The organism is Sphingomonas faeni, assembly GCF_023195535.1.
Taxonomy (GTDB): domain Bacteria; phylum Pseudomonadota; class Alphaproteobacteria; order Sphingomonadales; family Sphingomonadaceae; genus Sphingomonas; species Sphingomonas faeni_B.
Window position 1 is genome coordinate 236,095 of sequence record NZ_JALPNF010000002.1, and the last position, 21,078, is coordinate 257,172.

A 21,078-nucleotide genomic window follows, 5' to 3' on the forward strand; every position below is an offset into this window, starting at 1 on the left:
AACCAGACGCCCTGCGCTCGACCATCACACCGCGCCACCGATCAAAGTGCCGATCGCCGCGGTCGCGGCCATCGCGAAGGCGCCCCAGAAGGTGACGCGGAGCGTGCCGCGCCAGACGATCGCGCCGCCGGTCTTCGCGCCGATCGCGCCGAGCAGCGCCAGGAACAGCAACGAGCCGATCCCCACCGCCCAGACGAGCAGCCCCGGCGACGCCACGAACACCGTCAGCAACGGCAAAGCCGCGCCGACGGTGAAGCTCGCCGCCGACGCGAACGCGGCCTGCACCGGCCGCGCCCGTGCCCCAAGTGGAATATCGAGTTCGTCGCGGGCATGCGCGCCGAGCGCATCCTTCGCCATCAACTGCGCAGCGACCGTCGTGGCGGTAGCCTCGCCCACCCCCCGCGCGACGTAGATCGCCGCGAGTTCGGCCCGCTCGCCGCCCGGATCATCGACCAGCTCGCGCCGCTCCCGCGCAAGTTCGGCATTCTCGGTATCCGCCTGCGCGCTGACCGAGACATATTCGCCTGCCGCCATCGACATCGCGCCGGCGACCAGCCCCGCCGTCCCCGCGATGACGATAGCGCTCGTCTGGTCCGCACCCGGTGCAGACGCCGCCGCGACGCCGATGATCAGGCTCGCGGTCGACACGATCCCGTCATTGGCGCCGAGCACCGCCGCGCGAAGCCAGCCGATCCGGTCGACGACATGACGTTCGCCGTCGCTGGCGCCGTGGCTGGAGATCGCGCGAACCATCATGCTATTTCGAGCAGGTTCTCGACCTTCACGGCGCCCGGCGCCGCCCACGCGGTGCGCTCGGCGACCATCCGGTCGTGCGGGGAATCGACCGATCCGGTGAGCCGCACCGTGCCGCCATCGACCGACACCTTGATCGTGTCGCCGTCGAAGAACCACGACCGGTGCAGCGCGGTGCGGATATCGTTGCTGACATCGGTGACGTCGACCCGCGGCTTCAGCGTGATGTGGTTTACCACGCCGACCACGCCCGCGAGCGGCCGCACCGCCGCCTCGGCCGCGTCCTTCTGGAAATGCCAGCGCACTTCGCCGCGCAGGCTGACCCAGCCGTCCTCGACCTGCGCCTTGATGCTGTCGTGCGGCACGGTCGTGTCCCAGGACAGCCGCTCGACGATCGCGCTGGCAATCGCCTCGTCGCCACGCTTGAAGCGGTCCTCCAACTGCACTTCGATCTTCTCCGCGACCGCCTTGACGCCGTCGACGCGCGCCGCGGCACGCTCGGCGGCGTATTTCGCCGCATAGCTGCCGGCGTGGCCGCTGAGCGTGACGACGCCGTTGTTCGCGGTGACGCTGATATGGCCGGCGGGCACGCTCGGATCCCAGTTGAGTTCGGCGAGTACGGCCTTCTGCAATCTTGCGTCGTGGGACATGACACTCTCCTGAAGCGACGCGGGGATGCCCGGCCGATGATCGCGAGCCTATCGATGCGACCGATCGCCGACAGTATCGGGAACTACGCATGCCTGGGGCCCTGCCGACCACCTGCGTAATTCCCGATCCTTTCGTGCCTCCGCCCGAACGCCGAAAGCTCGGCGAAAGAGGGAGACCGCGCATGACCTATTCGACCCTGATGGTGCATCTCGATGGCGGGCACCCCAACGCCGCCCTGCTCGACGTCGCGGCCACGCTCGCCGACCAATATGACGCTGCGGTGATCGGCATCGCCGCGTGCCAGCCGGTCCAGATCGGCACGTGCGACGGCTATCTCGGCGGCGACTATGCGGTGATCGAGCGCGACATCGTCGCCGGCGAACTGGCCCGGGCCAAGACCGAGTTCCACGCGCACGAACGGCTATCGCGGCACACGCTCGAATGGCGCTCGATCCCGACGCTGGCCAACATCGCGCACGTCGTCGCGGAGAATGCGCGCGCCGCCGATCTCGTCATCACCAGCGCAGGGCCAGGCTTCGCCGACCTCGCCACGCATGCCGATACCGGCGATCTGATCCTGCGCGCGGGCCGCCCGGTGCTGGTCGTGCCTGACGGCGGCGCCACCGCGACGTTCGAAACCGTGATGGTCGCCTGGACCGACACCCGCGAATGCCGCCGGGCGATCAGCGATGCGCTGCCGATGCTCCACGCCGCCGACCGCGTCGTCATCGCCGAGGTCGCGATCGACGCGATCGACGCACGGGCGCCGATCGCCGATGCCGCCGCCTGGCTCGCGCGCCACGGCATCGACGCGGACAAGATCGTCGCGCGGATGAAGGGCACCAGCATCGACACGCTCGCCGCGGTCGCCGACGAGGTAGAGGCCGATCTCGTCGTCGCAGGCGCGTATGGCCATAGCCGGATCCGCGAATGGGCGTTCGGCGGCGTCACCCGCGACCTGTTGCTGCGCGACCGGCGCTGCACCTTGTTGTCGCACTGAGCCATGACCGGGGACGGCAAGTATTTGCGGCCGTTCGCGGCGGTGAACCCAAGAATAGCGATCGGCGGGACGATATTGTCCGCAATCACGATTATCGAAGGATTATTGGCGTATAGTGGATATTTCGCTTAACATGGGTCACGTTCCGATGTCGGAGGTCGAAACCTCGACGCCCGACGGATCGGAATCGTCCGCAGGACAAGGCCCCCGTCTCAATGACTTGCCGCTTCGTGCCACGAGCAACCGCACCGCCCGCATGATCGCGTCGCAATCTCCCGACGGTACTGCTGCATCCGTCGCGCGCGGCGATGCAACGCTGGCGGAGGAACTGGGGCTGCTGATCGACGGCGCGACGACCTACGCGATCTACATGCTCGACCCGCAGGGCCGCGTGACGATCTGGAACCGTGGTGCCGAGCGGATCAAGGGCTGGGCCGAGGCGGAGATCATCGGCCGCGATGTCGCGATCTTCTACCCCGCAGACGATATCGCCGCGGGCAAGCCCGAGGCCGACCTCGCCCGCGCGCATGCTTGCGGCCGAATCGAGGAGGAAAGCTGGCGGGTCCGCAAGGACGGCTCCGAATTTCTCGCCGCGGTCACGATCACCGCGCTGCACGACGAGGCCGGCGCGCTGCGCGGCTTCGGCAAGGTCATTCGCGACATCACCCACGAAAAGGCCGCCGAGGCCGCGATCGTCCGACGCGAACATCACCTTCGCTCGATCCTCAACACCGTCCCCGACGCGATGATCGTGATGAACGAGAACGGCATCGTCGCCTCGTTCAGCGCGGCCGCCGAACTCGTCTTCGGCTACACCGCAAGCGAGGTGGTCGGCCAGAACGTCGCGATGCTGATGCCGCACACCGACGCGCGCGACCACGACGCGCACCTGCGGAAGTACCGCCATACCGGCGAGCGTCACGTGATCGGCAACGTCCGTCTCGAACGCGCGATGCGCAAAGGGGGCGAGACGTTCCCGATCGAACTGGCGGTCGGCGAGGCCCCGATCGGCGGCGAGCGGATCTTCACCGGCTTCATCCGCGACCTCACCAACCGCCACGCCACCGAGCGGCGGTTGAAGGACCTCCAGTCCGAACTCGTTCACGTCTCCCGCGTCAGTGCGATGGGGACGATGGCGTCGACGCTGGCGCACGAGATCAACCAGCCGCTGACCGCGATCGCCAATTATCTCGAGGCGACGCGGGCGATGATCGGTGACGGCGACGATCCGCTATTGGCCGACGTAGCCGAGGCGCTGGATCTGGCGGCGGCGCAGTCGTTGCGCGCGGGGACGATCGTCCGCCGGTTGCGCGCGTTCGTCGACGGCGGCGATACCGGGTTTCGCGACGAACGTCTCGACCTGCTCGTCGAGGAGGCGACCAGCCTCGGCCTGCTCGGCGCGCACGAGGCGGGCATCACGGTGACCAGGCACGTCGCACCGGGCGACGTCATGGTGCTGGTCGACCGCATCCAGATCCAGCAGGTGCTGGTCAATCTGATCCGCAACGCGATCCAGTCGATGGCGTGCTCGCCGTGCAAAGTGCTGACGATCGCCACCGCGCCCGAACGGGAGGGCTGCATGCAGATCACCGTCGCCGACACCGGCACCGGCATCGACACCGCCGTCCGTGCGCGCTTGTTCGAGGCGTTCGCGACCACCAAGGAGGACGGCATGGGCCTCGGCCTGTCGATCTGCCGGACGATCGTCGAGGCGCATGGCGGGCGGATCTGGGCGGAGGGCGTGGCGAGCGGCGGCACCGCGTTCCACTTCACCGTGCCCCTCGCCCCACTCCCTGAAGGCGAAACCCATGACTGACAAGAACCGAACGGTCCACATCGTCGACGACGACGAGGCGATCCGCCAGTCGGTAGGCTTCCTCCTGCGCAAGGCGGGCTACGCGGTCGAGACCTATCCCGCCGGCACGCACTTCCTCAAGGCCGTCACGCGCGAGACGCGGGGTTGCGTGTTGCTCGACGTCCGCATGCCCGATCTCGACGGGTTCGAGGTGCAGGCGCGCCTCGCCCAGACCGGCATCGCGCTGCCGGTGATCATGTTGACCGGCCACGGCGACGTGACGCTCGCGGTCCGCGCGATCAAGGCGGGCGCGATCGAATTCCTCGAAAAGCCGTTCGAACGCAGCGCGTTGCTGGCGGCGATCGAGTCCGCACTGGCGCACGCCGCACGATCCGATCGCGAGCACCTCGCCGCCGCCGACGCCATCGTCCGGCTCGCCGCCCTCACCCCTCGGGAACGCGACGTGCTCGACGGCATGGTGCTCGGACGCCCCAACAAGCTGATCGCCTACGACCTCGACATCGCCACCCGCACGGTCGAGGTCCACCGCGCCAATCTGATGGAGAAGCTCGGCGCGCGCAGCCTGTCGGACGTCCTGCGCATCGCGTTTTCGGCGGGGCTGGGCGAGACCGCCGAGCCCGCCTGACGCCCCCCTCGCCTTCTACGTACAGACGCGGCGCAGCACGCGTGTCATCCCCGGTCGGGACAAAGGACCGCCCGATGATTGACCAGCCCCCCTACACCCATGACGGCATCGGCATTTCGCTGGTCGACGGCGACCCCGTGATCCGCCGCGCGCGCCAAATCATGCTGGTCTCAGAACGCTACGACGTCCGCTCCTACGCGACCTGCGCCGCGCTGCTCGCCGATCCGCGCTCGCGCGACGTCTCGTGCATCGTCGTCGATGTCGCCGGTGACGGCGAAGAGGACAGCGGCGCAGAAGGCGGCGGCTTGGCCGCGCTCCACGCGATGCGCGCCTCGGGCTGGCGGGGAAAGGCGATCCTGCTCGATAGCGGACTTCCCGTGCCTGCGCTGATCCACGCCGCCGAACGCCACGGCGACCGCATCCTCGACCGCGCCACCGGCGACGCCCCCCTCCTCACCGCGATCGCCGCCTCGATCGATCACGGCTGGTCCACCTGGAATGCCGAGGGCTGAAACGAAAGGCCGGGGGAATACCCCCCGGCCTTTCCGTGCTCCACGTCGGGCGTCGCCTCAGCAGGCGAGCTTCAGCGTAAGACGAGGCCGGGCTGTCGCCTTGCGCAGCGTCGACGGCGTCGCCACGCGCTCGACCCGCAACACACGCCGCGGGATCGCCGCCACCGGTTCGGCGATCAGGCAGGGCAGTGTCGCGCCCAGTGCCGCCAGCGTCTCGCCATACAACCGCGCGAGCGTTTCATGCGCCACCCGCGCGCAAGGCCCCGCCGCGGCGTCGGCCATCGCGCGCGTAGCGTCCAGACGGCGCTGGAAATAGAGCATCTCGGTATGGATAGCGTTCATGGCGAAGTCCCCGCCGGTCCGCCCTCGCCGCCGCACGATGCGGGTATCGAAGGGCTGATCCGTATCAAGACAATAGCGCGGGCGGGCGAAGCCGTCGGGCCTCGGAAAGCACGTACTCCCTGGTTTCGTCAGCCGAGCGCGGCGGCATGGCGCGCGATCTGCGCGTCCTCCTGCGAGGGCATGATGCGGATGTCGAGCCCCGGCACCCAGGCAAGCCCCGCACGGATCGCTCGACAAGTCGCCGCATCGTTCTCGCCGATCCCGCCGGTGAGCACGACCATGTCGGCACCGCCCAACGAGGCGATCATTGCCGCGATCTGCTTACACACCGACCGCTCGAACATCCGGATCGCTAGGCCAGCCTCGTCGGTCGCGGCGGCGCGAAGAACGCGCATGTCGCCGGACAGCCCGGAGACCCCAGCCATTCCCGATGCGTGATCGACCAGCGTCGCCAAGGCCGCGGCATCCAGTCCGGTCTCGCGCAGGAGATACAGCAGCACGCCCGGATCGAGATCGCCCGCCCGCGTCGCCATCATCACGCCGCCGGACGGGGTCAGCCCCATGCTGGTGTCGATCGAGCCGCCATCAAGCACCGCAGTCACGCTCGCGCCATTGCCGAGATGCGCGATCACCAGCCGAGCGGGCCTGTCGTCGCCGAGCTGCCGGACGATCGACTCGCAGGACAGCCCGTGGAAGCCGTACCGCCGCACCCCGCCCGCCCGATACGCCCGCGGGATCGGCAGCGTGCTCGCGACGTCCGGCATCCCCGCATGGAACGCCGTGTCGAAACACGCGACCTGCGGCACGCCCGGATAGCGCCCCCCCGCCGCCCGGATCAGCGCCAGTGACGCCGGCCCATGCAGCGGCGCGAACGCACACGCCGCTTCCAGATCCGCCATCACCGCATCGTCGATCCGACAATGCGCGTCGCGATGCGGGCCACCGTGGACGATCCGGTGGCCGATCACGGTAGGTGTCGCCTCACCCTTCAACGCGGTCTCGATCGTGTCGAAGAAGCGCCCGTGATCGTCGCCATCATCGTCGGGCGTCTCGATCGTCCCACCGACAAGCAGGACCGGATCGCCATCGACCGCGTAGAGACCGTATTTCAGTGACGACGATCCGCTATTGAGCGCCAGAACTACGACCATTGCCAGTCACGCACCTCCGGCAGATCGTCGCCCTGCTCGGCGATATACAGCTTATGCCGCTCCATCGTCGTCCAATAGCGCGCCGTCTCGCGCGGCACCCGGTCCTGGAACCGCGGAATCCGCGCGATCGCATCCAGCGCCAGCCGATACCGGTCGAGATCGTTCAGCACGACCATGTCGAACGGCGTCGTCGTCGTCGTGCCCATCTCCTTGTACCCGCGGACATGAATATTCGCGTGGTTCGCCCGCCGATACGTCAGCTTGTGGATCATCGCCGGATAGCCGTGGAACGCGAAGATCACCGGCGTATCGCGCGTGAACAGCGCATCGAACTCGCGCTCGTCGAGCCCGTGCGAATGTTCGGAGCGCGGCTGCAACACCATCAGGTCGACCACGTTCACCACCCGGATACGGATGTCGGGCAGATACTCCCGCAACAGCGTCACCGCCGCCAGCGTCTCCAGCGTCGGCACGTCGCCCGCACACGCCATCACCACGTCGGGCTCGGCATCGTTGCCGGCCCACTCCCAGATCCCCGCGCCCGCGGTGCAATGCCGCACCGCCGCGTCGATCCCGAGCCATTGCCACTCGGGCTGCTTCCCCGCGACGATCACGTTCACATAGCCGCGGCTGCGCAGGCAATGATCGCCGACCGACAACAGGCAGTTCGCATCGGGCGGCAGGTAGATCCGCGTCACGTCCGCGGTCTTGTTCGCGACGTGATCGATGAACCCCGGATCCTGGTGCGACAGCCCGTTGTGATCCTGCCGCCAGACATGCGACGTCAGCAGATAGTTGAGCGAGGCGATCGGCCGCCGCCACGGAATCGTCCTGGTCGTCTTCAGCCACTTGGCATGCTGGTTGACCATCGAGTCGACGATGTGGATGAACGCCTCGTAGCACGAGAACAATCCGTGCCGCCCGGTCAGCAGATACCCTTCCAGCCAGCCTTGGCAGAGATGCTCGCTCAGCACCTCCATCACGCGTCCGTCGGGCCCGAGATGCTCGTCGACCGCATCGATCTCTGCCATCCAGACCTTGCCCGACACGTCGTACACGTCGGCCAGCCGGTTCGACGCGGTCTCGTCGGGCCCGAACAGGCGGAAGTTCACGCTCGCCAGGTTGAGCTTCATGACGTCGCGCAGATACCGCCCCAGCACCCGCGTCGCCTCCACCTTCACCGTCCCCGGCGCGTCCACCGGCACTGCAAAGCTGCGGAAGTCGGGCAGCGACAAAGGCACCATCAGCTCGCCGCCATTGGCATGCGGATTCGCGCCCATCCGCCGATGCCCGGTCGGCGCGAGCGATGCGTATTCCTCCAGGAACTTGCCGTTCGCGTCGAACAGCTCCTCGGGCCGATAACTCCGCATCCACGTCTCGAGCTGTCGCAGATGCTCGGGATCCTTGAAGTCCGCGATCGGCACCTGATGCGCGCGCCACGTTCCCTCGACCGGCTTGCCGTCGACGAACTTCGGCCCGGTCCAGCCCTTTGGCGTGCGGAGCACGATCATCGGCCAGCGCGGACGCTCGGGCGTCACTCCCTCGATCCGCGCCGCCGCCTGGATCGCCTGGATCTTCGCCAACGCCTTGTCGAGCGCCGCGGCCAGCTGCTGGTGGACCGCCGCCGGATCGCTCCCGCCGACATAATAGGGCTCATGCCCATAGCCGCGCAGCAACGCGTCGAGCTCATGCCCGTCGATCCGCGCGAGGATCGTGGGGTTGGCGATCTTGAAGCCGTTCAGATGCAGGATCGGCAGCACCGCACCGTCTCGCGCAGGGTTCAGGAACTTGTTCGAATGCCAGCTCGCCGCCAGCGCGCCGGTCTCCGCCTCGCCGTCGCCGACCACGCAGGCGACGATCAGGTCGGGATTGTCGAACGCAGCGCCGTAAGCATGCGCCAGCGAGTACCCCAGCTCGCCGCCCTCGTGGATCGATCCCGGCGTCTCGGGCGCGACATGGCTCGGGATACCACCCGGCCACGAGAACTGCCGGAACAGCCGGTGCATGCCGCTGCGGCTCCGCTCGATCGCCGGATAGCGCTCGGTGTACGAACCCTCCAGATAGGTATTCGCGACCAGCCCCGGTCCGCCATGCCCCGGCCCGATGATGTTGATCATGTCGAGATCATGCTCGACGATCAGCCGATTGAGATGGACGTACAGGAAGTTCAGTCCCGGCGTAGTTCCCCAATGGCCGAGCAGCCGAGGCTTCACGTCGGCGATCGTCAGCGGCCGATCGAGCAACGCGTTGTCGCGCAGGTAGATCTGCCCGACCGAGAGATAGTTCGCCGCCCGCCAATACGCATCCATCCGCCGCAGCATGTCCGGGGACAGCGGGTGTGTCTTTGGGTGCGTGGTGATCGGCGCCAAGGCCGACGACCGTGTCGCGAGATCGCTCATGACTGGCTTTCCTTCACTGGAACAGGACATGGACGGGACACGGTCGGGCGGACGAACGCCGTCAACGGGAAGGCGACAGCGGCGTGGAGCATACGGGTCATGTGGTTTCCTGGAGAATGTGCGATGGTCAGCGACCGATCCGGGCAATGAGTGCGGGATCGGACAGCAGTGCCTCGTCGCCGAACGCGACTTGTGCGCAGGTGCGTCGGGCCTGAGCCGAAACCTCTTGCAGATACTGGGCGGCGAAGTGCGGGCTCAGCCCCGGCACGATATTGGCAAACCGCCGATGCTCCTGCGATCGCATCCCGAAGGCGTGGACGATATACTGGTCGAACACGCTGTTCAGGCCTTGCCCCTGCCCCTGTTCGTCGAGCCAGATCTTGCTGGCCGCCGACGTCGAGAAACTGAGCAACCGCTTGCCGCCGAGCAGGTCGGTCCGCGACCGGCCTTGAAGCGCCTCGGGTTGTACGCCTGCACCGAACACCCGCTCGACATAGCCTTTCAGCATTGCCGGCGGCGTGCCGAACCAGATCGGATAGATCAGCACGAACACCGCGCAGCCGTTGATCACGGCGAGCTCGTCGAGCACATCCGGGCGATATGCGGCGGGGCGATGGGTAGGCCGCTCGGCTGCCGACAGCACCGGATCGAATCGCATGGCATACAGGTCGCGCATCACGACGCTCTGCCCCGCGGCACGGACCGCTTCGCAATAGGTGTTGGCGATCGCGTGGTTGAAACTCGACGGATCGGGATGGCACACGATCACCGCATGCCTGTGGTCGGTGGAACTACGCTCGTCGACGATCATCGCAACGTCCTTGCAGCAAAGCTTCCCGCCCGCCGCCCGCTTTGCACTGGCGGACGACGGCGGCATCTGAAGTCTCGCCGAACCTAGCGGGTAGCCCTTGGCCCCGTGACCCTCGGGAACTACGCAGTGCGCCACGAAGCGGTGCCGGGTTGGAAATCAGCGCGATATCGGGCCCACGACCACACCGGATTGCACCGAATGGCATGCGGCGATGCATTTCCAGGCTTGGCTTCGACGGCGTCGCATCATAAAGCGATCGCGACTCATCCTTGCGCATTGCGCGCCGAAAGCCTCTCTTCCATGCAGATCATCGTTCGCGACAACAATGTCGACCAAGCCCTCCGTGCCCTGAAGAAGAAGCTGCAGCGCGAAGGCGTCTACCGCGAGATGAAGCTGCGCCGGCACTATGAGAAGCCATCGGAAAAGCGTGCTCGCGAGCATGCCGCCGCCGTGAGCCGTGCGCGCAAGGCCGACCGCAAGCGGGCCGAACGCGACAATTAACCGTCGCTACCGACGGACTCGCGCCGGCGGAACACGGACGAACGGGGCTGCGTCGATTGGTGCAGCCTTATTCGCACTCGGCCTTATGCGCATTCGGACAGCGTATGACGCAACGCGTCGGCGGACGCCCGTAGCGCGGTCACCTCTTCCGTCGTCAGTTCGGGTGTCAGGATCCGGACGATCCCTGCGGCGCCGATCAGGCACGGCAGACTGAGATACACCGCATCAATTCCGTACTGGCCATCGAGCATGGCTGATACGGGCAGGACGATCCGTTCGTCACGGTGGATGGCCTCGCAGATCCGAACGATCGCGGTGGCAACGCCGAACGACGTATGCCCCTTGCCGTGACTGATCGTATAGCCGGCGCGCACGACCTCATGGGCAACGGCCGCGCGATCGAAGGCTTGTCCGGCCAGATAGCCGTCGAGATCCAGCCCGCCGATGCGAACGCTGGAATAGGCCATGACCTCGCTATCGCCATGCTCGCCCAGAACCACGCCTTCGACCGCACCGGGCGCAATTCCCAGCTGGTCCGCGACGCGCTTTCTGAAGCGATTGCTGTCGAGTAGCGTCCCGGTCCCGATCACTCGCGCCGCCGGCAGACCCGAAGTCGTCTGCGCCACCTGGGCCATGGCGTCGGCCGGGTTGGATGCGACGACCAGGATACCCTCGAACCCCGCCGCCATGGCAGCCTCCACGCAGGCTCGCACGATGACGGAACTCTTACCGGCAACCGAGGTGCGCGCCTCGCCGTCGGCCGTGGCCGCTCCGGCGGTAATCACCAGGATGCTAGCATCTCTGGTGTCGGCATAGTCGCCTGCCCAAATCCGCGCGGGCCGCGCGATAGCGTTGGCGTCGGCGATATCGGTCGCCTCCGCGGTGGCACGATCGGTATTTGTATCGATCAGCACGATCTCGGCGACCAGTCCGCGCAACATCAGAGCATAGGCGGTGGTGGCGCCGACGTTACCGGCGCCGACGATCGCGATACGGGACGAAACAGGCATCGGGGAACTCCATATGCGCGTGATCGTGCCAAACGCCCAGGTCGCCAGTGCCGATCGTCAGGTCTTGTCTGGGCTATAGTCTTGTTAGGGTCTTCTCTGGGCAACCCCTCACATCGCAACATGGACGCATGCCAGCCGCCACGGTCTGCGGAAAATTACGGGTCATTCACCGTCCTGCGGAAAATAGCCTGCGGAAATAGATCGTGTTTTCAGCGGTATCGAGGAACGTTTTAAAGCGCCTGACGCTCCTTCCCCGACAGAGGAGACGAACGATGGACGACACGCGAGTTTGGAATTTCGAGGAAAGCCTGTGGACCGGCGATGCCGCGCAGTATCACGCATTGATCGACGACGAATGCGTGATGGTACTGCCCGAACATCCTTTCATCCTGACCGGCGCTCAGGCGATCGAAACGGTGGCCGATACGCCGCGGTGGACGACCGTCACGTTCACCGAAAAACAGATCATGCGCCCGCAGGAGGGCCTCATCGCCATCGCCTACAAGGCCCAGGCCGAACGCGAAAACGCTGACGGCTATACCGCGTATTGCACGACGACGATGCGTCGCCTGGAGCACGAGGAGTGGCGGGTGGTCCAGCACCAGCAGACCCCTGCCCTGACCACTCCAGCCGTATAAAAGTTGCCGCCTAGTACAGGCGCTCTAAAGGCGGACCGATCACGAAGGGCACGCCCGTGTCGCCCTTCGTGATCATCGCAGCGGACCGCGTCGCATGCCGCTCAACGCCACTTTGGCGGCCGTCCGCGCCAATAACGAATCGAGTAGAGTGCATGCCCCACGCCAGCAATATCGTCCATTGCGACGGTCCCGATAGTCCCTACGCGCTCGACACGATCCCGATCCGGCCACGGAACGGCGAGCTCGATGCCGTATGCCCCGTGTGCAGAGGGCGTGGGCAATGGAATACGGAAATCGATCTCGTCAGCTTTCGCTGCAAGCGCATTACATGCGCCGAATGCCATGGCGCAGGCTGGGTGGAGACGGGCAGCGACCCTGTCGTGCTCCCGGACATCGTGATGAGCGAGGACGGCCACCCGCAATGGACTGTCCGCTACCAGGCCAGTAGTGGGAGCGACGCCATCGACCCCGCCAAACCGGGGCTCGCCGATCACGGGGATTAAGACGCGATACCATTACTCGGGTTCACGCAACCGTGAAGCGGGGGCGGTGACAGTCACGTTTTTTGCGTGTTGCAATGCAGCATATCATTTCTTGTTTATAGAGCAGCTTCCGGGTATTCCGCTACGGATTGACTAACATTTGGTCGGGACGAAACCCGCTTTATGGTCGTCGACAGGAACCCATCTGACTCGAAATCGTTTCGGAAGGGACAGCCGCACCGGCTGATACATGAGAGAGTGACTTATGATTAAAACTTGGATTCTCGGCGTTTCGGCCGTTGCAATGACGGCTCTTCCGGTTGCAGCAAGCGCAGCGCCTGCCGCTCAGTCGCTTTCGGTTGCATCGTCGGTTCGTACCGGCACTGCCACCACGAAGTCGAGCAAGCTTGCCGGTCTTCAGGATTCGACCATCGTTCCGCTGATCATCGGCGCTGGCGTCATCGCCGGTGTTGCATATCTGATCATCGATCACGAAGACGACAACGATTCCGACAGCAACTAAGAGAATGGGCCGGTAATTCCGGCCCATTTTTTATCCCGGCCCGGATCGACCCCGGACCGACGATGCTAAGACTTCAGCGCTTCGCCGATCGCCGATACCGCACCGGATCTTTCCAGCGTCGCCAAATGTGCGATCACCGTACCGCGCAAGCTGGGATCGGGTCGGAAAGACATCAGCCCCGAAAGCGCATCGACGCGATCCTGCGTCGTATCCGCACCACGGGCCGCGTTACAGAGCCGATCGCTGATCGGATCCTCGATCGTAAACGCCTCCCCAGAATCCGTCATACCCGATTGCCACCGCATCCAGGCGGCAACGGCCAGCGCCAATGCGTCCGCCGGCAGCCCGGCTGCGCGACGGTCCGCGATCGGCGCCAACAGCCTCTGCGGCAACTTCTGCGAACCATCCATCGCGATCTGGCGCGTGCGATGCTGTAGCGCGGGGTTGGCGAAGCGCGCCATCAACGCCGCCCGGTATTGCGTGATGTCGAGCGCGGCGGGGGGATCGAGCGTCGTCGCGCTCTCGTCCCACAGCGTTTCGACAAAGGCGCGTGCCTGAGGCTGCGCAACGACCTCGTGAACGAAGTCAAATCCGGCAAGTCCGCCCAGGTACGCGATCGCCGAATGCGCGCCGTTGAGCAGCCGCAGCTTCGCATCCTCCCACGGCGCCACCGCGTCGGTCAGTTGGACGCCGAACGCCGCCAGATCGGGCCGTTCGCCGGCGAAGCGATCCTCGATCACCCACTGGGTGAACGGCTCCGCCTTCACCATCGCGTGATCCTCGACCCCCAGCGTATCCGCCAGCGCGGCGATATCGGCGGGCGTGGTCGCGGGCACGATCCGGTCGACCATCGTCTGCGGGAACGTCACGGTGGCGGCGATCCAGTCGCGCAGGTTCGCATCGTGCGCCGCCGCCATCGCCAGCACCGCGTCGCGCAACAGCGTGCCGTTGTGCGGAAGATTGTCGCACGAGAGTATCGTCAGCGGACCGGTGCCCGCCGCGTGGCGGGCGGCAAGCCCGGCGACGAGGAACCCGGGTGCGGTCCGCGGCGCGTCGAGCGAGGCCAGGTCGTGCGCGACATCGGCATCGCCGGCCTGCAATTTGCCCGTCGCGCGGTCGAGCTTGTAGCCTTTTTCGGTGATCGTCAGCGTGACGATATGCGTCTCGGCCGATGCCAGCGCCGCGACGACAGCCGCCGGATCCTCGGGGGCGACCAGCACATCCATGACCGCACCGATGACTTGCAACCGCTCGCCCTCGCCGTCACGGACGACGAGCGTGTAGAGCCCGTCCTGCGGCGCCAACTGGTCGCGGACGCCCGCGGATCGCAGCGATACGCCGGTGATGCCCCAGCGAAGATCGCCCGCCGCCAGCGCCTGTTCGAACACCGCCGCCTGATGCGCGCGGTGGAATGCGCCGATGCCGAGATGCACTACACCGCGCTTAACGCGCGACCGGTCGTAGCTCGGCTGGACAACGTCGGCGGGTAATTGATCGAGCGTGGCGGTCGACAGCCTCACAGCCGGTAAGCCTGTTTGACGAGATCATAGGCAAGCGCACGGGCGACCGCGTGTGCTTCGTCCTCTTCGAGCCGGTGTTCGGCGACGAGCTTGGCGAGGAACGCGCAGTCCATCCTGCGCGCAACGTCGTGCCGCGCGGGGATCGAGAGAAAGGCGCGGGTGTCGTCGTTGAAGCCGACCGTGTTGTAGAAGCCGGCGGTCTCCGTTGCGCGTTCGCGGAAGCGGCGCATCCCCTCCGGGCTGTCATGGAACCACCAGGGCGGGCCGAGCCGGAGCGACGGGTAATGGCCGGCGAGCGGGGCGAGTTCGCGGGAGTAGGTGTCCTCGTCGAGCGTGAACAGGATCAGGGTCAGCGCAGGGTCGTTGCCGAACCGGTCGAGCAGTGGCTTCAGCGCGCGGACGAACTCGCCGGGGAGCGGGATGTCGCCGCCCTTGTCGCGGCCGAAGCGCGCGAGCACCGAGGCGTTGTGGCTGCGCGATACGGCGGGGTGGAGTTGCATCACCATGCCGTCCTCGACCGACATCGCCGCCATCTCGGTCAGCATCTGTGCGCGGAAGAGTTCGGACTCCGCGGCGGTCGGTTGGGCCATGACGCGCGCATAGAGCGCCTCGGCTTCGGCGGGTGTCAGATCCGCGGTTGCCGCCGAGGGGTGGCCGTGATCGGTCGAGGTGGCGCCAGCTTCGCGGAAGCGCGCGCGGTGAAAGCGATGCGCGGCGAGATAGCCCGCATAGCTGCCGACATCTTCGTTCGCGGTCTCACCAAAGCGGCGTACATTGGCGGCGAAGCCCGGCGTCTCCGGATCGACGACGGGATCGGGGCGATAGGCGGTGACGACTCGGCCGTTCCAGTCGCTCGCGCGGATCGCGGCGTGATGCTCGAGCGGATCTAGTGGACTCTCTGTAGTCGCGATCAGTTCGATGCCGAACCGGTCGAACAGTGCGCGCGGGCGGAAGGCTGGCGTCTTCAGCGCGGCGTCGATCGTGTCGTAATACAGGTCTGCGGTCGCGGGTTCGAGGCGGACGTCGATCCCGAATGCTTCGGCAAACACCCAGTCGAGCCACATCCGCGACGGCGTGCCGCGAAACAGAGGGTAGTTCGCCGCGAAGATCTGCCAGATTTTCCGCGGATCGGTTTCGGTCGGGCTGCCATCGACCGTCGGCACGCCGAGCGCGTCGAGCGGCACGCCCTGGCTGTAGAGCATCCGGAATACATAGTGATCGGGGACGATCAGCAGCGAGGCGGGATCGCTGAACGCCTCGTTCCGCGCGAACCATACCGGATCGGTATGGCCGTGCGGACTGACGATCGGCAGGTCCTTCACCCCCGAATGCAGCGCGCGGGCGATGTCGCGGGTACGAACGTCGCTGGGGAACAGGCGATCGGGGTGAAGGCGTAGCGGATGGGTCATGCGAGGCGTTCCGGATCGACGGGGGTATAGTGCGGGACGAGCAGGTGGATAACCAGCAACGCGACGAAATAGGCGCACCCGGCGACCACGAAGATCGGTCCATAGCTGCCGACGCCCGCCAGGATGGTGCCCGCGAACTTGGCCATCAGCATGCCGCCGAATGCCCCCGCCAGCCCGCCGAGACCGATCACCGATCCGCCCATGCCGCGCGGAAACAGATCGCCGGGAATCGCGTACACATTGGCGGAGAAGCCCTGGTGACAGGCGCAGGCGAGGCCGATCGCCGCGACCGCCCACCAGAGTCCGGGGGCCTGCGCGGCGAAGATGATTGGCAGCGCGAACAGCGCGCACGCGAACAACGCGGTCTTTCGCGCGCGGTTCGGCGTCTGGCCGCGTGCCAGCAGCCGCGACGAGAACCAGCCGCCCGCGACCGATCCGACATCGGCCAGCACGTACACGGCGACCAGCGGCGGCCCGAAATCGAGCATCTTCACGCCGTATTGCCGGTTGAAGAAATCGGGCAGCCAGAACAGGAACGTCCACCACACCGGATCGATCAGGAACCTGCCGAGCATGTACGCCCAGGTCTGGCGCAGGCGCAGCAGCGTGCGCCAGCGGACCGGCTTGGCGGCGGGCACCGGATCAGCCTCGATCCAGGCCAGTTCCTCGGGCGTGACGCGCGGATGCTTGCGCGGCGTGCGGTAGAAAGCGAGCCAGGCGACCAGCCAGAGCACGGTCAGCGCGCCGGTCGCGATGAACGCCATCCGCCAGCCGAACGTCACCGCGATCACCGGCACGATCAATGGCGTGAGGATCGCCCCGACGTTCGAGCCCGCGTTGAAGATGCCGATCGCGAGCGCACGCTCGCGTTGCGGAAACCATTCGTTCGCCGCGGCGAGTGCGGCCGGGAACGCCCCGGCCTCGCCGATCGCGAGCGGGATACGCGCGAAGATCATCATGCCCGCACTGGTGAACAGCGCATGCGCGACATGACCGATCGTCCACAGCGTCACCGCGACCGCGTATCCGATCTTCGCGCCGACCCGGTCGACGAACCGGCCGAACAGGACATAGGCGATGCCGTATGCGGCCTGGAACGCGATCGCGAGATCGGCATAGCCCTGCTCGCTCCAATTATAGCGCGCCTGCAATTCGGGTTTCAGCACCGGCAAGACGAGCCGGTCGATATAGCTGAGCGCGACGGCGGCGAAGAGCAGCGCGCAGACGATCCACCGCACTTTCCCGCGCGGTTTCTCGGTTGCTGGAGTAGCGGCCCCGTTCACCAGTTGCACAGCGTGCCGTCCTCGAGACGCGCAACCGGAAGATACGCGCGCTTATAGTCGTAGGTCGCGGCGAGATCCTCGTCGATGTCGATGCCGAGCCCCGGCGCCTCGCCCGGATGCATCATGCCGTCGTCGAAGCTGTAAGCATGCGGGAAGACCGCATCGGTCTCGTCGGTGTGGGGCATATGCTCCTGCACGCCGAAATTGGGCACCGACAGCCCGAAATGGAGCGCGGCGGCCATCGCCACAGGCGACAGGTCGGTCGCGCCGTGGCAGCCGGTCCGCACCTGATACAGGTCGGCGAGCGACGCGATCCGACGCAGGTGCGTGATCCCGCCGGCATGCACGACGGTCGCGCGAATATAGTCGATCAGCTGGTTCTGGATCAGGTCCTTCGCATCCCAGATCGAATTGAACACCTCGCCGACTGCGATCGGCGTCGTGGTGTGGTGGCGGATCAGCTTGAACGCCTCTTGGTTCTCGGCGGGCGTCGGATCCTCGATCCAGAAGAGGTTATACGGCTCGAGCGCCTTGCCCAGCCGCCCCGCCTCGATCGGCGTCAGCCGGTGGTGGATGTCGTGCAGCAGGTGAACGTCCCACCCCATCGCCTCGCGCGCGGCCTTGAACAGTTCGGGCACGACGCGGAGGTATTTCTCGGTCGACCAGACGCTCTCGCTCGGCAGGTCGGCATCGGCGGGCTCGTAGCGCGCGCCGTGCTTGGCGACGCCGTAGGTCGAGGCGAGCCCCGGCACGCCGCATTGCAGCCGGATCGCCTTGTATCCCTTGGCCTGCTCAGCCTTGGCGACCGCGATCGTATCCTCGATCGTCGTGCCGTTGGCATGCGCGTAGACCATGCACGCATCGCGCGCCGCACCGCCGAGCAACTGGTACACCGGCATGCCCGCAAGCTTGCCCTTGATGTCCCACAATGCCGTGTCGACCGCGGCGATCGCCGCCATCGTCACCGGGCCGCGCCGCCAATACGCGCCCTTGTAGAGATACTGCCAGACGTCCTCGATCCGGTGTGCGTCGCGGCCGATCAGGCACGGTACGACGTGATCGGTCAGGTAGCTTGCGACGCTGAGCTCACGGCCGTTGAGTGTGGCGTCGCCGAGCCCGGTGGTGCCGTCGTCGCATTCGATCTTCAGCGTGACGAAGTTACGCCCCGGACAGGTGACGATGACGCGGGCGGAAACGATCTTGGGCATCGCGGATCCTTCAGGCGATTTCGAGGATGGCGGATTTCAGCTGTGCCGAACTCGGGCCGGCCATGATCGTGAACAGGCCGGGCTCGACGACCTCGCGCATGTCGACGTCCCACAGCGCGAACGCGTCGGGGCCGAGCGTGAAGCGCAACGTCCGCCGCTCGCCGGGCGCAAGCGTCACACGTTCGAACCCCTTCAGCTCCATCATTGATCGCGCCACCGAAGAAACCTGGTCACGCACATACACCTGCACGACCTCGTCGCCGGCGCGTTCCCCGGTATTGGCGACGTCGACCTCGACCCCGACGCTGCCGGCGGTGCCGATCCTCGCCGCCGACAGCCGCGGCGCGCTGACCTCGAAGCGCGTGTAGCTAAGCCCGTGCCCAAACGGGAACAGCGGCGCCGTCTCCGCGAACAGATAGCCGCGCTGCGTCGACGGCTTGCGGTTGTAATAGAACGGCACCTGCCCGACTTCGCGCACGACGGTCACTGGCAGTTTTGCGCCCGGATTGATCCGCCCGAACAGCGCTTCGGCCATCGCCGTGCCGCCCTCCTGCCCCGGATACCAGCATTCGAGCACCGCGTTCGCCTTTGCGATCACGCTGGGCCAGCTCGGCGGACGGCCGTTGATCGCGGCGATCACGATCGGCTTACCCAGCGCATGCAGCGCGTCGAACAGCGCGTTCTGCTCGCCGAGCAGGTCGAGCGTGGTGCGGTCGCCGAGGTGGTTCGCCGAGAACCCCTCGCGGCTGGTCTGCTCGGTATCGCCGATCGCCAGGATGATCGTATCGGCCCCGCGCGCGACCTCGACCGCCTCGGCGATCAGCGCGCGGTTCTTCTGCGGGTCAGCGAGCAGCACCTCGTCCTGCGATCGGTCCTCGCTCTGGGTGATGAACGCGCCCTGCGCATGGACGATGGTCGCGCCGCCGCCGACCAGCGCGCGCACGCCTTCAAGCAGCGACACCGACTGGCGCGGAGGCGCGGAATAGCCCCCGAGCCGGGCGACCGCCGCATTCGGGCCGATCACCGCGATCCTGCCGTTGGGCGCGAGCGGCAGGGTGCCGTCGTTGGTCAGCAGGCACATCGATTTGCGCGCCGCCTCCAGCGCTACGCCGCGTGCTTCTGCGTTGCCGGTCAGGCGAGCGGCTGCGCGGGCATCGACCGCCGACTCCTCGAACAACCCGGCGCGGAACTTCAGCGCGAGCATCCGCGCGCACGCCGCGTCGACCGCCGCGATCGGCACCGTCCCCGCCCGCACCTGCGCGGGCAATGTGCGGAACGCGATCCCGTCCGGCAACGCGCTGTCCACGCCCGCCTCCAGCGCCAGCCGCGCTGCGCCGGCCACGTTGGGCGCGATGTGATGGATCGTATCAAGTTCCTCGATCGCGCCGTAATCGCTGACGATCGCGCCCGAAAAGCCCCATTCGCCGCGCAGCACGTCGCCGAGCAACCAGTGGTTCGCATGGCTCGGCACGCCGTCGATCTCGTTATAGGACGGCATCACCGCGCCGATCCCGGTGCGCGTCACGACAGCGCGGAACGGCGGGAAAAAGCTCTCGCGCAGTTCGCGCTCGCCGATCGGGGCGGGGCCGATATTGTTGCCCGCCTGGGGCTGGCCGTGGCCGGTCATGTGCTTCAGCGTCGCGAAGACCTTGCCAGGGGCGAGGGTCGTGCTGTCGCCCTGCAGCCCCTCGACGGCGGCGACCCCCATCTCGCCGCACAGATACGGATCCTCGCCGAACGTCTCCTCGATCCGCCCCCAGCGCGGATCGCGCGCGATGTCGACGACTGGCGACAGCGAGAGGTGGCTGCCGTGCGCGCGCACCTCGCGACCGATGATCACCTGCGCGCGCCGCATCAGGTCGCGGTCGAACGCACCGGCCATGCCGATCGCCTGCGGGAACATCGTCGCGTCGGGCGCCATGTAGCCGTGCAGCGATTCCTCGTGGAAGATCACCGGGATGCCGAGCCGCGTGCCGCGTGCCCAGCGCTGGACCGCGTTGACGAACGCGATCGTCGAGGCCGACCCCCGCCACGCAGCGCCGGTCCCACCGGCCGTCACCGCGATCGACGGGCCGCCGCGCTTGTCGGACGGCCGCGTGATCTGGCCGAAGCCCGCCGGATACGCCGCGGTCGCCCGCGTCGGATCGAAATCGAGCCCGCCCGGAACCATCACATCCGCCTTGGTCGCCCATAAGGAAATGGTCTGGCCAACTTTCTCCTCCAGCGTCATCCGCGCCATCAGGTCACGGACCCGGAGATCGACCGGCGCACGGGCGTCTCGGTAGACCGGCGTCGCCGCTGCGGCCTGCGCGACACCGGGAACGAGCCCCGCGATGGAGACCGAGCCGAGCAGCCCGAAAAGGTCGCGTCGCGTCGGCATCGCGGCGGGCATCACGGTCGGTACGATCCCTGCTGTCTCCGTATCGGCCACGATCATCTCCTAA

General features: G+C 66.9%; 20 protein-coding genes. 8 read left to right on the plus strand and 12 right to left on the minus strand.

The annotated features are described in order from the left end of the window. Nucleotides 1–24: 24 nt before the first annotated feature. Both SPHN_RS05550 and SPHN_RS05555 read right to left on the minus strand, forming a co-directional pair. Entirely contained in the window at nucleotides 25–756 is a 732-nt protein-coding gene (locus SPHN_RS05550) for a VIT1/CCC1 transporter family protein (protein ID WP_248521830.1), read from the minus strand. After that, nucleotides 753–1,403, minus strand: coding sequence for a BON domain-containing protein (locus SPHN_RS05555; RefSeq protein ID WP_248521832.1), 651 nt, complete (start codon nucleotides 1,401–1,403; stop codon nucleotides 753–755). The genes SPHN_RS05550 and SPHN_RS05555 overlap by 4 nt, the downstream gene beginning before the upstream one ends. 182 nt (nucleotides 1,404–1,585) lie before the next feature. On the opposite strand from SPHN_RS05555, the gene SPHN_RS05560 reads away from it, so the two are divergent. From SPHN_RS05560 to SPHN_RS05575, 4 genes are all read left to right on the plus strand, one after another. Beyond that, nucleotides 1,586–2,404, plus strand: a complete 819-nt coding sequence (locus SPHN_RS05560; protein ID WP_248521833.1) for a universal stress protein — start codon at nucleotides 1,586–1,588, stop codon at nucleotides 2,402–2,404. Nucleotides 2,405–2,519: 115 nt separating this feature from the next. Continuing rightward, a complete protein-coding gene (locus tag SPHN_RS05565; protein WP_248521834.1) occupies nucleotides 2,520–4,220 on the plus strand; it encodes a PAS domain-containing sensor histidine kinase in 1,701 nt (566 codons plus the stop codon). Then, nucleotides 4,213–4,845, plus strand: a complete 633-nt coding sequence (locus tag SPHN_RS05570) for a response regulator transcription factor (protein WP_248521835.1) — start codon at nucleotides 4,213–4,215, stop codon at nucleotides 4,843–4,845. The genes SPHN_RS05565 and SPHN_RS05570 overlap by 8 nt, the downstream gene beginning before the upstream one ends. Before the next feature lie 74 nt (nucleotides 4,846–4,919). After that, nucleotides 4,920–5,357, plus strand: a complete 438-nt coding sequence (locus SPHN_RS05575; RefSeq protein WP_248521836.1) for a histidine kinase — start codon at nucleotides 4,920–4,922, stop codon at nucleotides 5,355–5,357. A gap of 57 nt (nucleotides 5,358–5,414) precedes the next feature. Here the strand turns inward: SPHN_RS05575 and SPHN_RS05580 are convergent, their stop codons facing one another. The 4 genes from SPHN_RS05580 to SPHN_RS05595 all read right to left on the minus strand — a co-directional run bounded on the left by SPHN_RS05580 (nucleotide 5,415) and on the right by SPHN_RS05595 (nucleotide 10,060). Beyond that, nucleotides 5,415–5,699, minus strand: coding sequence for a hypothetical protein (locus tag SPHN_RS05580; protein ID WP_248521837.1), 285 nt, complete (start codon nucleotides 5,697–5,699; stop codon nucleotides 5,415–5,417). Between the two features lie 128 nt (nucleotides 5,700–5,827). After that, nucleotides 5,828–6,850, minus strand: a complete 1,023-nt coding sequence (locus SPHN_RS05585) for an acetate/propionate family kinase (protein WP_248521838.1) — start codon at nucleotides 6,848–6,850, stop codon at nucleotides 5,828–5,830. Then, the gene (locus SPHN_RS05590; protein ID WP_432715056.1) at nucleotides 6,841–9,249 is read right to left on the minus strand and encodes a phosphoketolase family protein; all 2,409 of its coding nucleotides are present in this window, start codon (nucleotides 9,247–9,249) and stop codon (nucleotides 6,841–6,843) included. Before SPHN_RS05590 ends, SPHN_RS05585 begins: the two co-directional genes overlap by 10 nt. A 127-nt stretch (nucleotides 9,250–9,376) precedes the next feature. Next, complete coding sequence (locus SPHN_RS05595; protein WP_248521839.1) at nucleotides 9,377–10,060, minus strand: NAD(P)H-dependent oxidoreductase; 684 nt, start codon at nucleotides 10,058–10,060, stop codon at nucleotides 9,377–9,379. 300 nt (nucleotides 10,061–10,360) lie between these two features. Here SPHN_RS05595 and rpsU point away from each other — a divergent pair, with 300 nt between their 5' ends. Continuing rightward, entirely contained in the window at nucleotides 10,361–10,561 is a 201-nt protein-coding gene (gene rpsU, locus SPHN_RS05600) for a 30S ribosomal protein S21 (protein ID WP_031393196.1), read from the plus strand. Between the two features lie 83 nt (nucleotides 10,562–10,644). Here the strand turns inward: rpsU and SPHN_RS05605 are convergent, their stop codons facing one another. Continuing rightward, a complete protein-coding gene (locus SPHN_RS05605; protein WP_248521841.1) occupies nucleotides 10,645–11,571 on the minus strand; it encodes an L-lactate dehydrogenase in 927 nt (308 codons plus the stop codon). A gap of 272 nt (nucleotides 11,572–11,843) precedes the next feature. Here SPHN_RS05605 and SPHN_RS05610 point away from each other — a divergent pair, with 272 nt between their 5' ends. From SPHN_RS05610 to SPHN_RS05620, 3 genes are all read left to right on the plus strand, one after another. Further along, nucleotides 11,844–12,209, plus strand: a complete 366-nt coding sequence (locus SPHN_RS05610; protein WP_248521843.1) for a DUF4440 domain-containing protein — start codon at nucleotides 11,844–11,846, stop codon at nucleotides 12,207–12,209. 152 nt (nucleotides 12,210–12,361) lie between these two features. Beyond that, nucleotides 12,362–12,712 carry a hypothetical protein gene (locus SPHN_RS05615; RefSeq protein ID WP_248521845.1) on the plus strand — a complete coding sequence of 117 codons (351 nt, stop codon included), beginning with the start codon at nucleotides 12,362–12,364 and terminating at the stop codon, nucleotides 12,710–12,712. A 244-nt stretch (nucleotides 12,713–12,956) separates the two neighbouring features. Beyond that, nucleotides 12,957–13,214, plus strand: coding sequence for a hypothetical protein (locus SPHN_RS05620; RefSeq protein WP_248521846.1), 258 nt, complete (start codon nucleotides 12,957–12,959; stop codon nucleotides 13,212–13,214). Between the two features lie 65 nt (nucleotides 13,215–13,279). Here SPHN_RS05620 and SPHN_RS05625 read toward each other — a convergent pair whose 3' ends face one another. From SPHN_RS05625 to SPHN_RS05645, 5 genes are read right to left on the minus strand one after another with little or no spacing between them, the layout of a single operon-like run. Beyond that, nucleotides 13,280–14,734, minus strand: a complete 1,455-nt coding sequence (locus SPHN_RS05625; RefSeq protein WP_248521848.1) for a mannitol dehydrogenase family protein — start codon at nucleotides 14,732–14,734, stop codon at nucleotides 13,280–13,282. Next, entirely contained in the window at nucleotides 14,731–16,143 is a 1,413-nt protein-coding gene (uxaC, locus tag SPHN_RS05630) for a glucuronate isomerase (protein ID WP_248521850.1), read from the minus strand. The genes SPHN_RS05625 and uxaC overlap by 4 nt, the downstream gene beginning before the upstream one ends. Beyond that, nucleotides 16,140–17,429: an MFS transporter gene (locus SPHN_RS05635; RefSeq protein WP_248522391.1), complete on the minus strand. Its 1,290-nt coding sequence runs from the start codon at nucleotides 17,427–17,429 to the stop codon at nucleotides 16,140–16,142. Before SPHN_RS05635 ends, uxaC begins: the two co-directional genes overlap by 4 nt. Next, nucleotides 17,423–18,634 carry a D-mannonate dehydratase ManD gene (manD, locus tag SPHN_RS05640; protein ID WP_248521852.1) on the minus strand — a complete coding sequence of 404 codons (1,212 nt, stop codon included), beginning with the start codon at nucleotides 18,632–18,634 and terminating at the stop codon, nucleotides 17,423–17,425. Before manD ends, SPHN_RS05635 begins: the two co-directional genes overlap by 7 nt. A gap of 10 nt (nucleotides 18,635–18,644) precedes the next feature. Continuing rightward, nucleotides 18,645–21,014, minus strand: coding sequence for a glycoside hydrolase family 3 N-terminal domain-containing protein (locus tag SPHN_RS05645; protein WP_248522393.1), 2,370 nt, complete (start codon nucleotides 21,012–21,014; stop codon nucleotides 18,645–18,647). Between the last annotated feature and the right edge of the window lie 64 nt (nucleotides 21,015–21,078).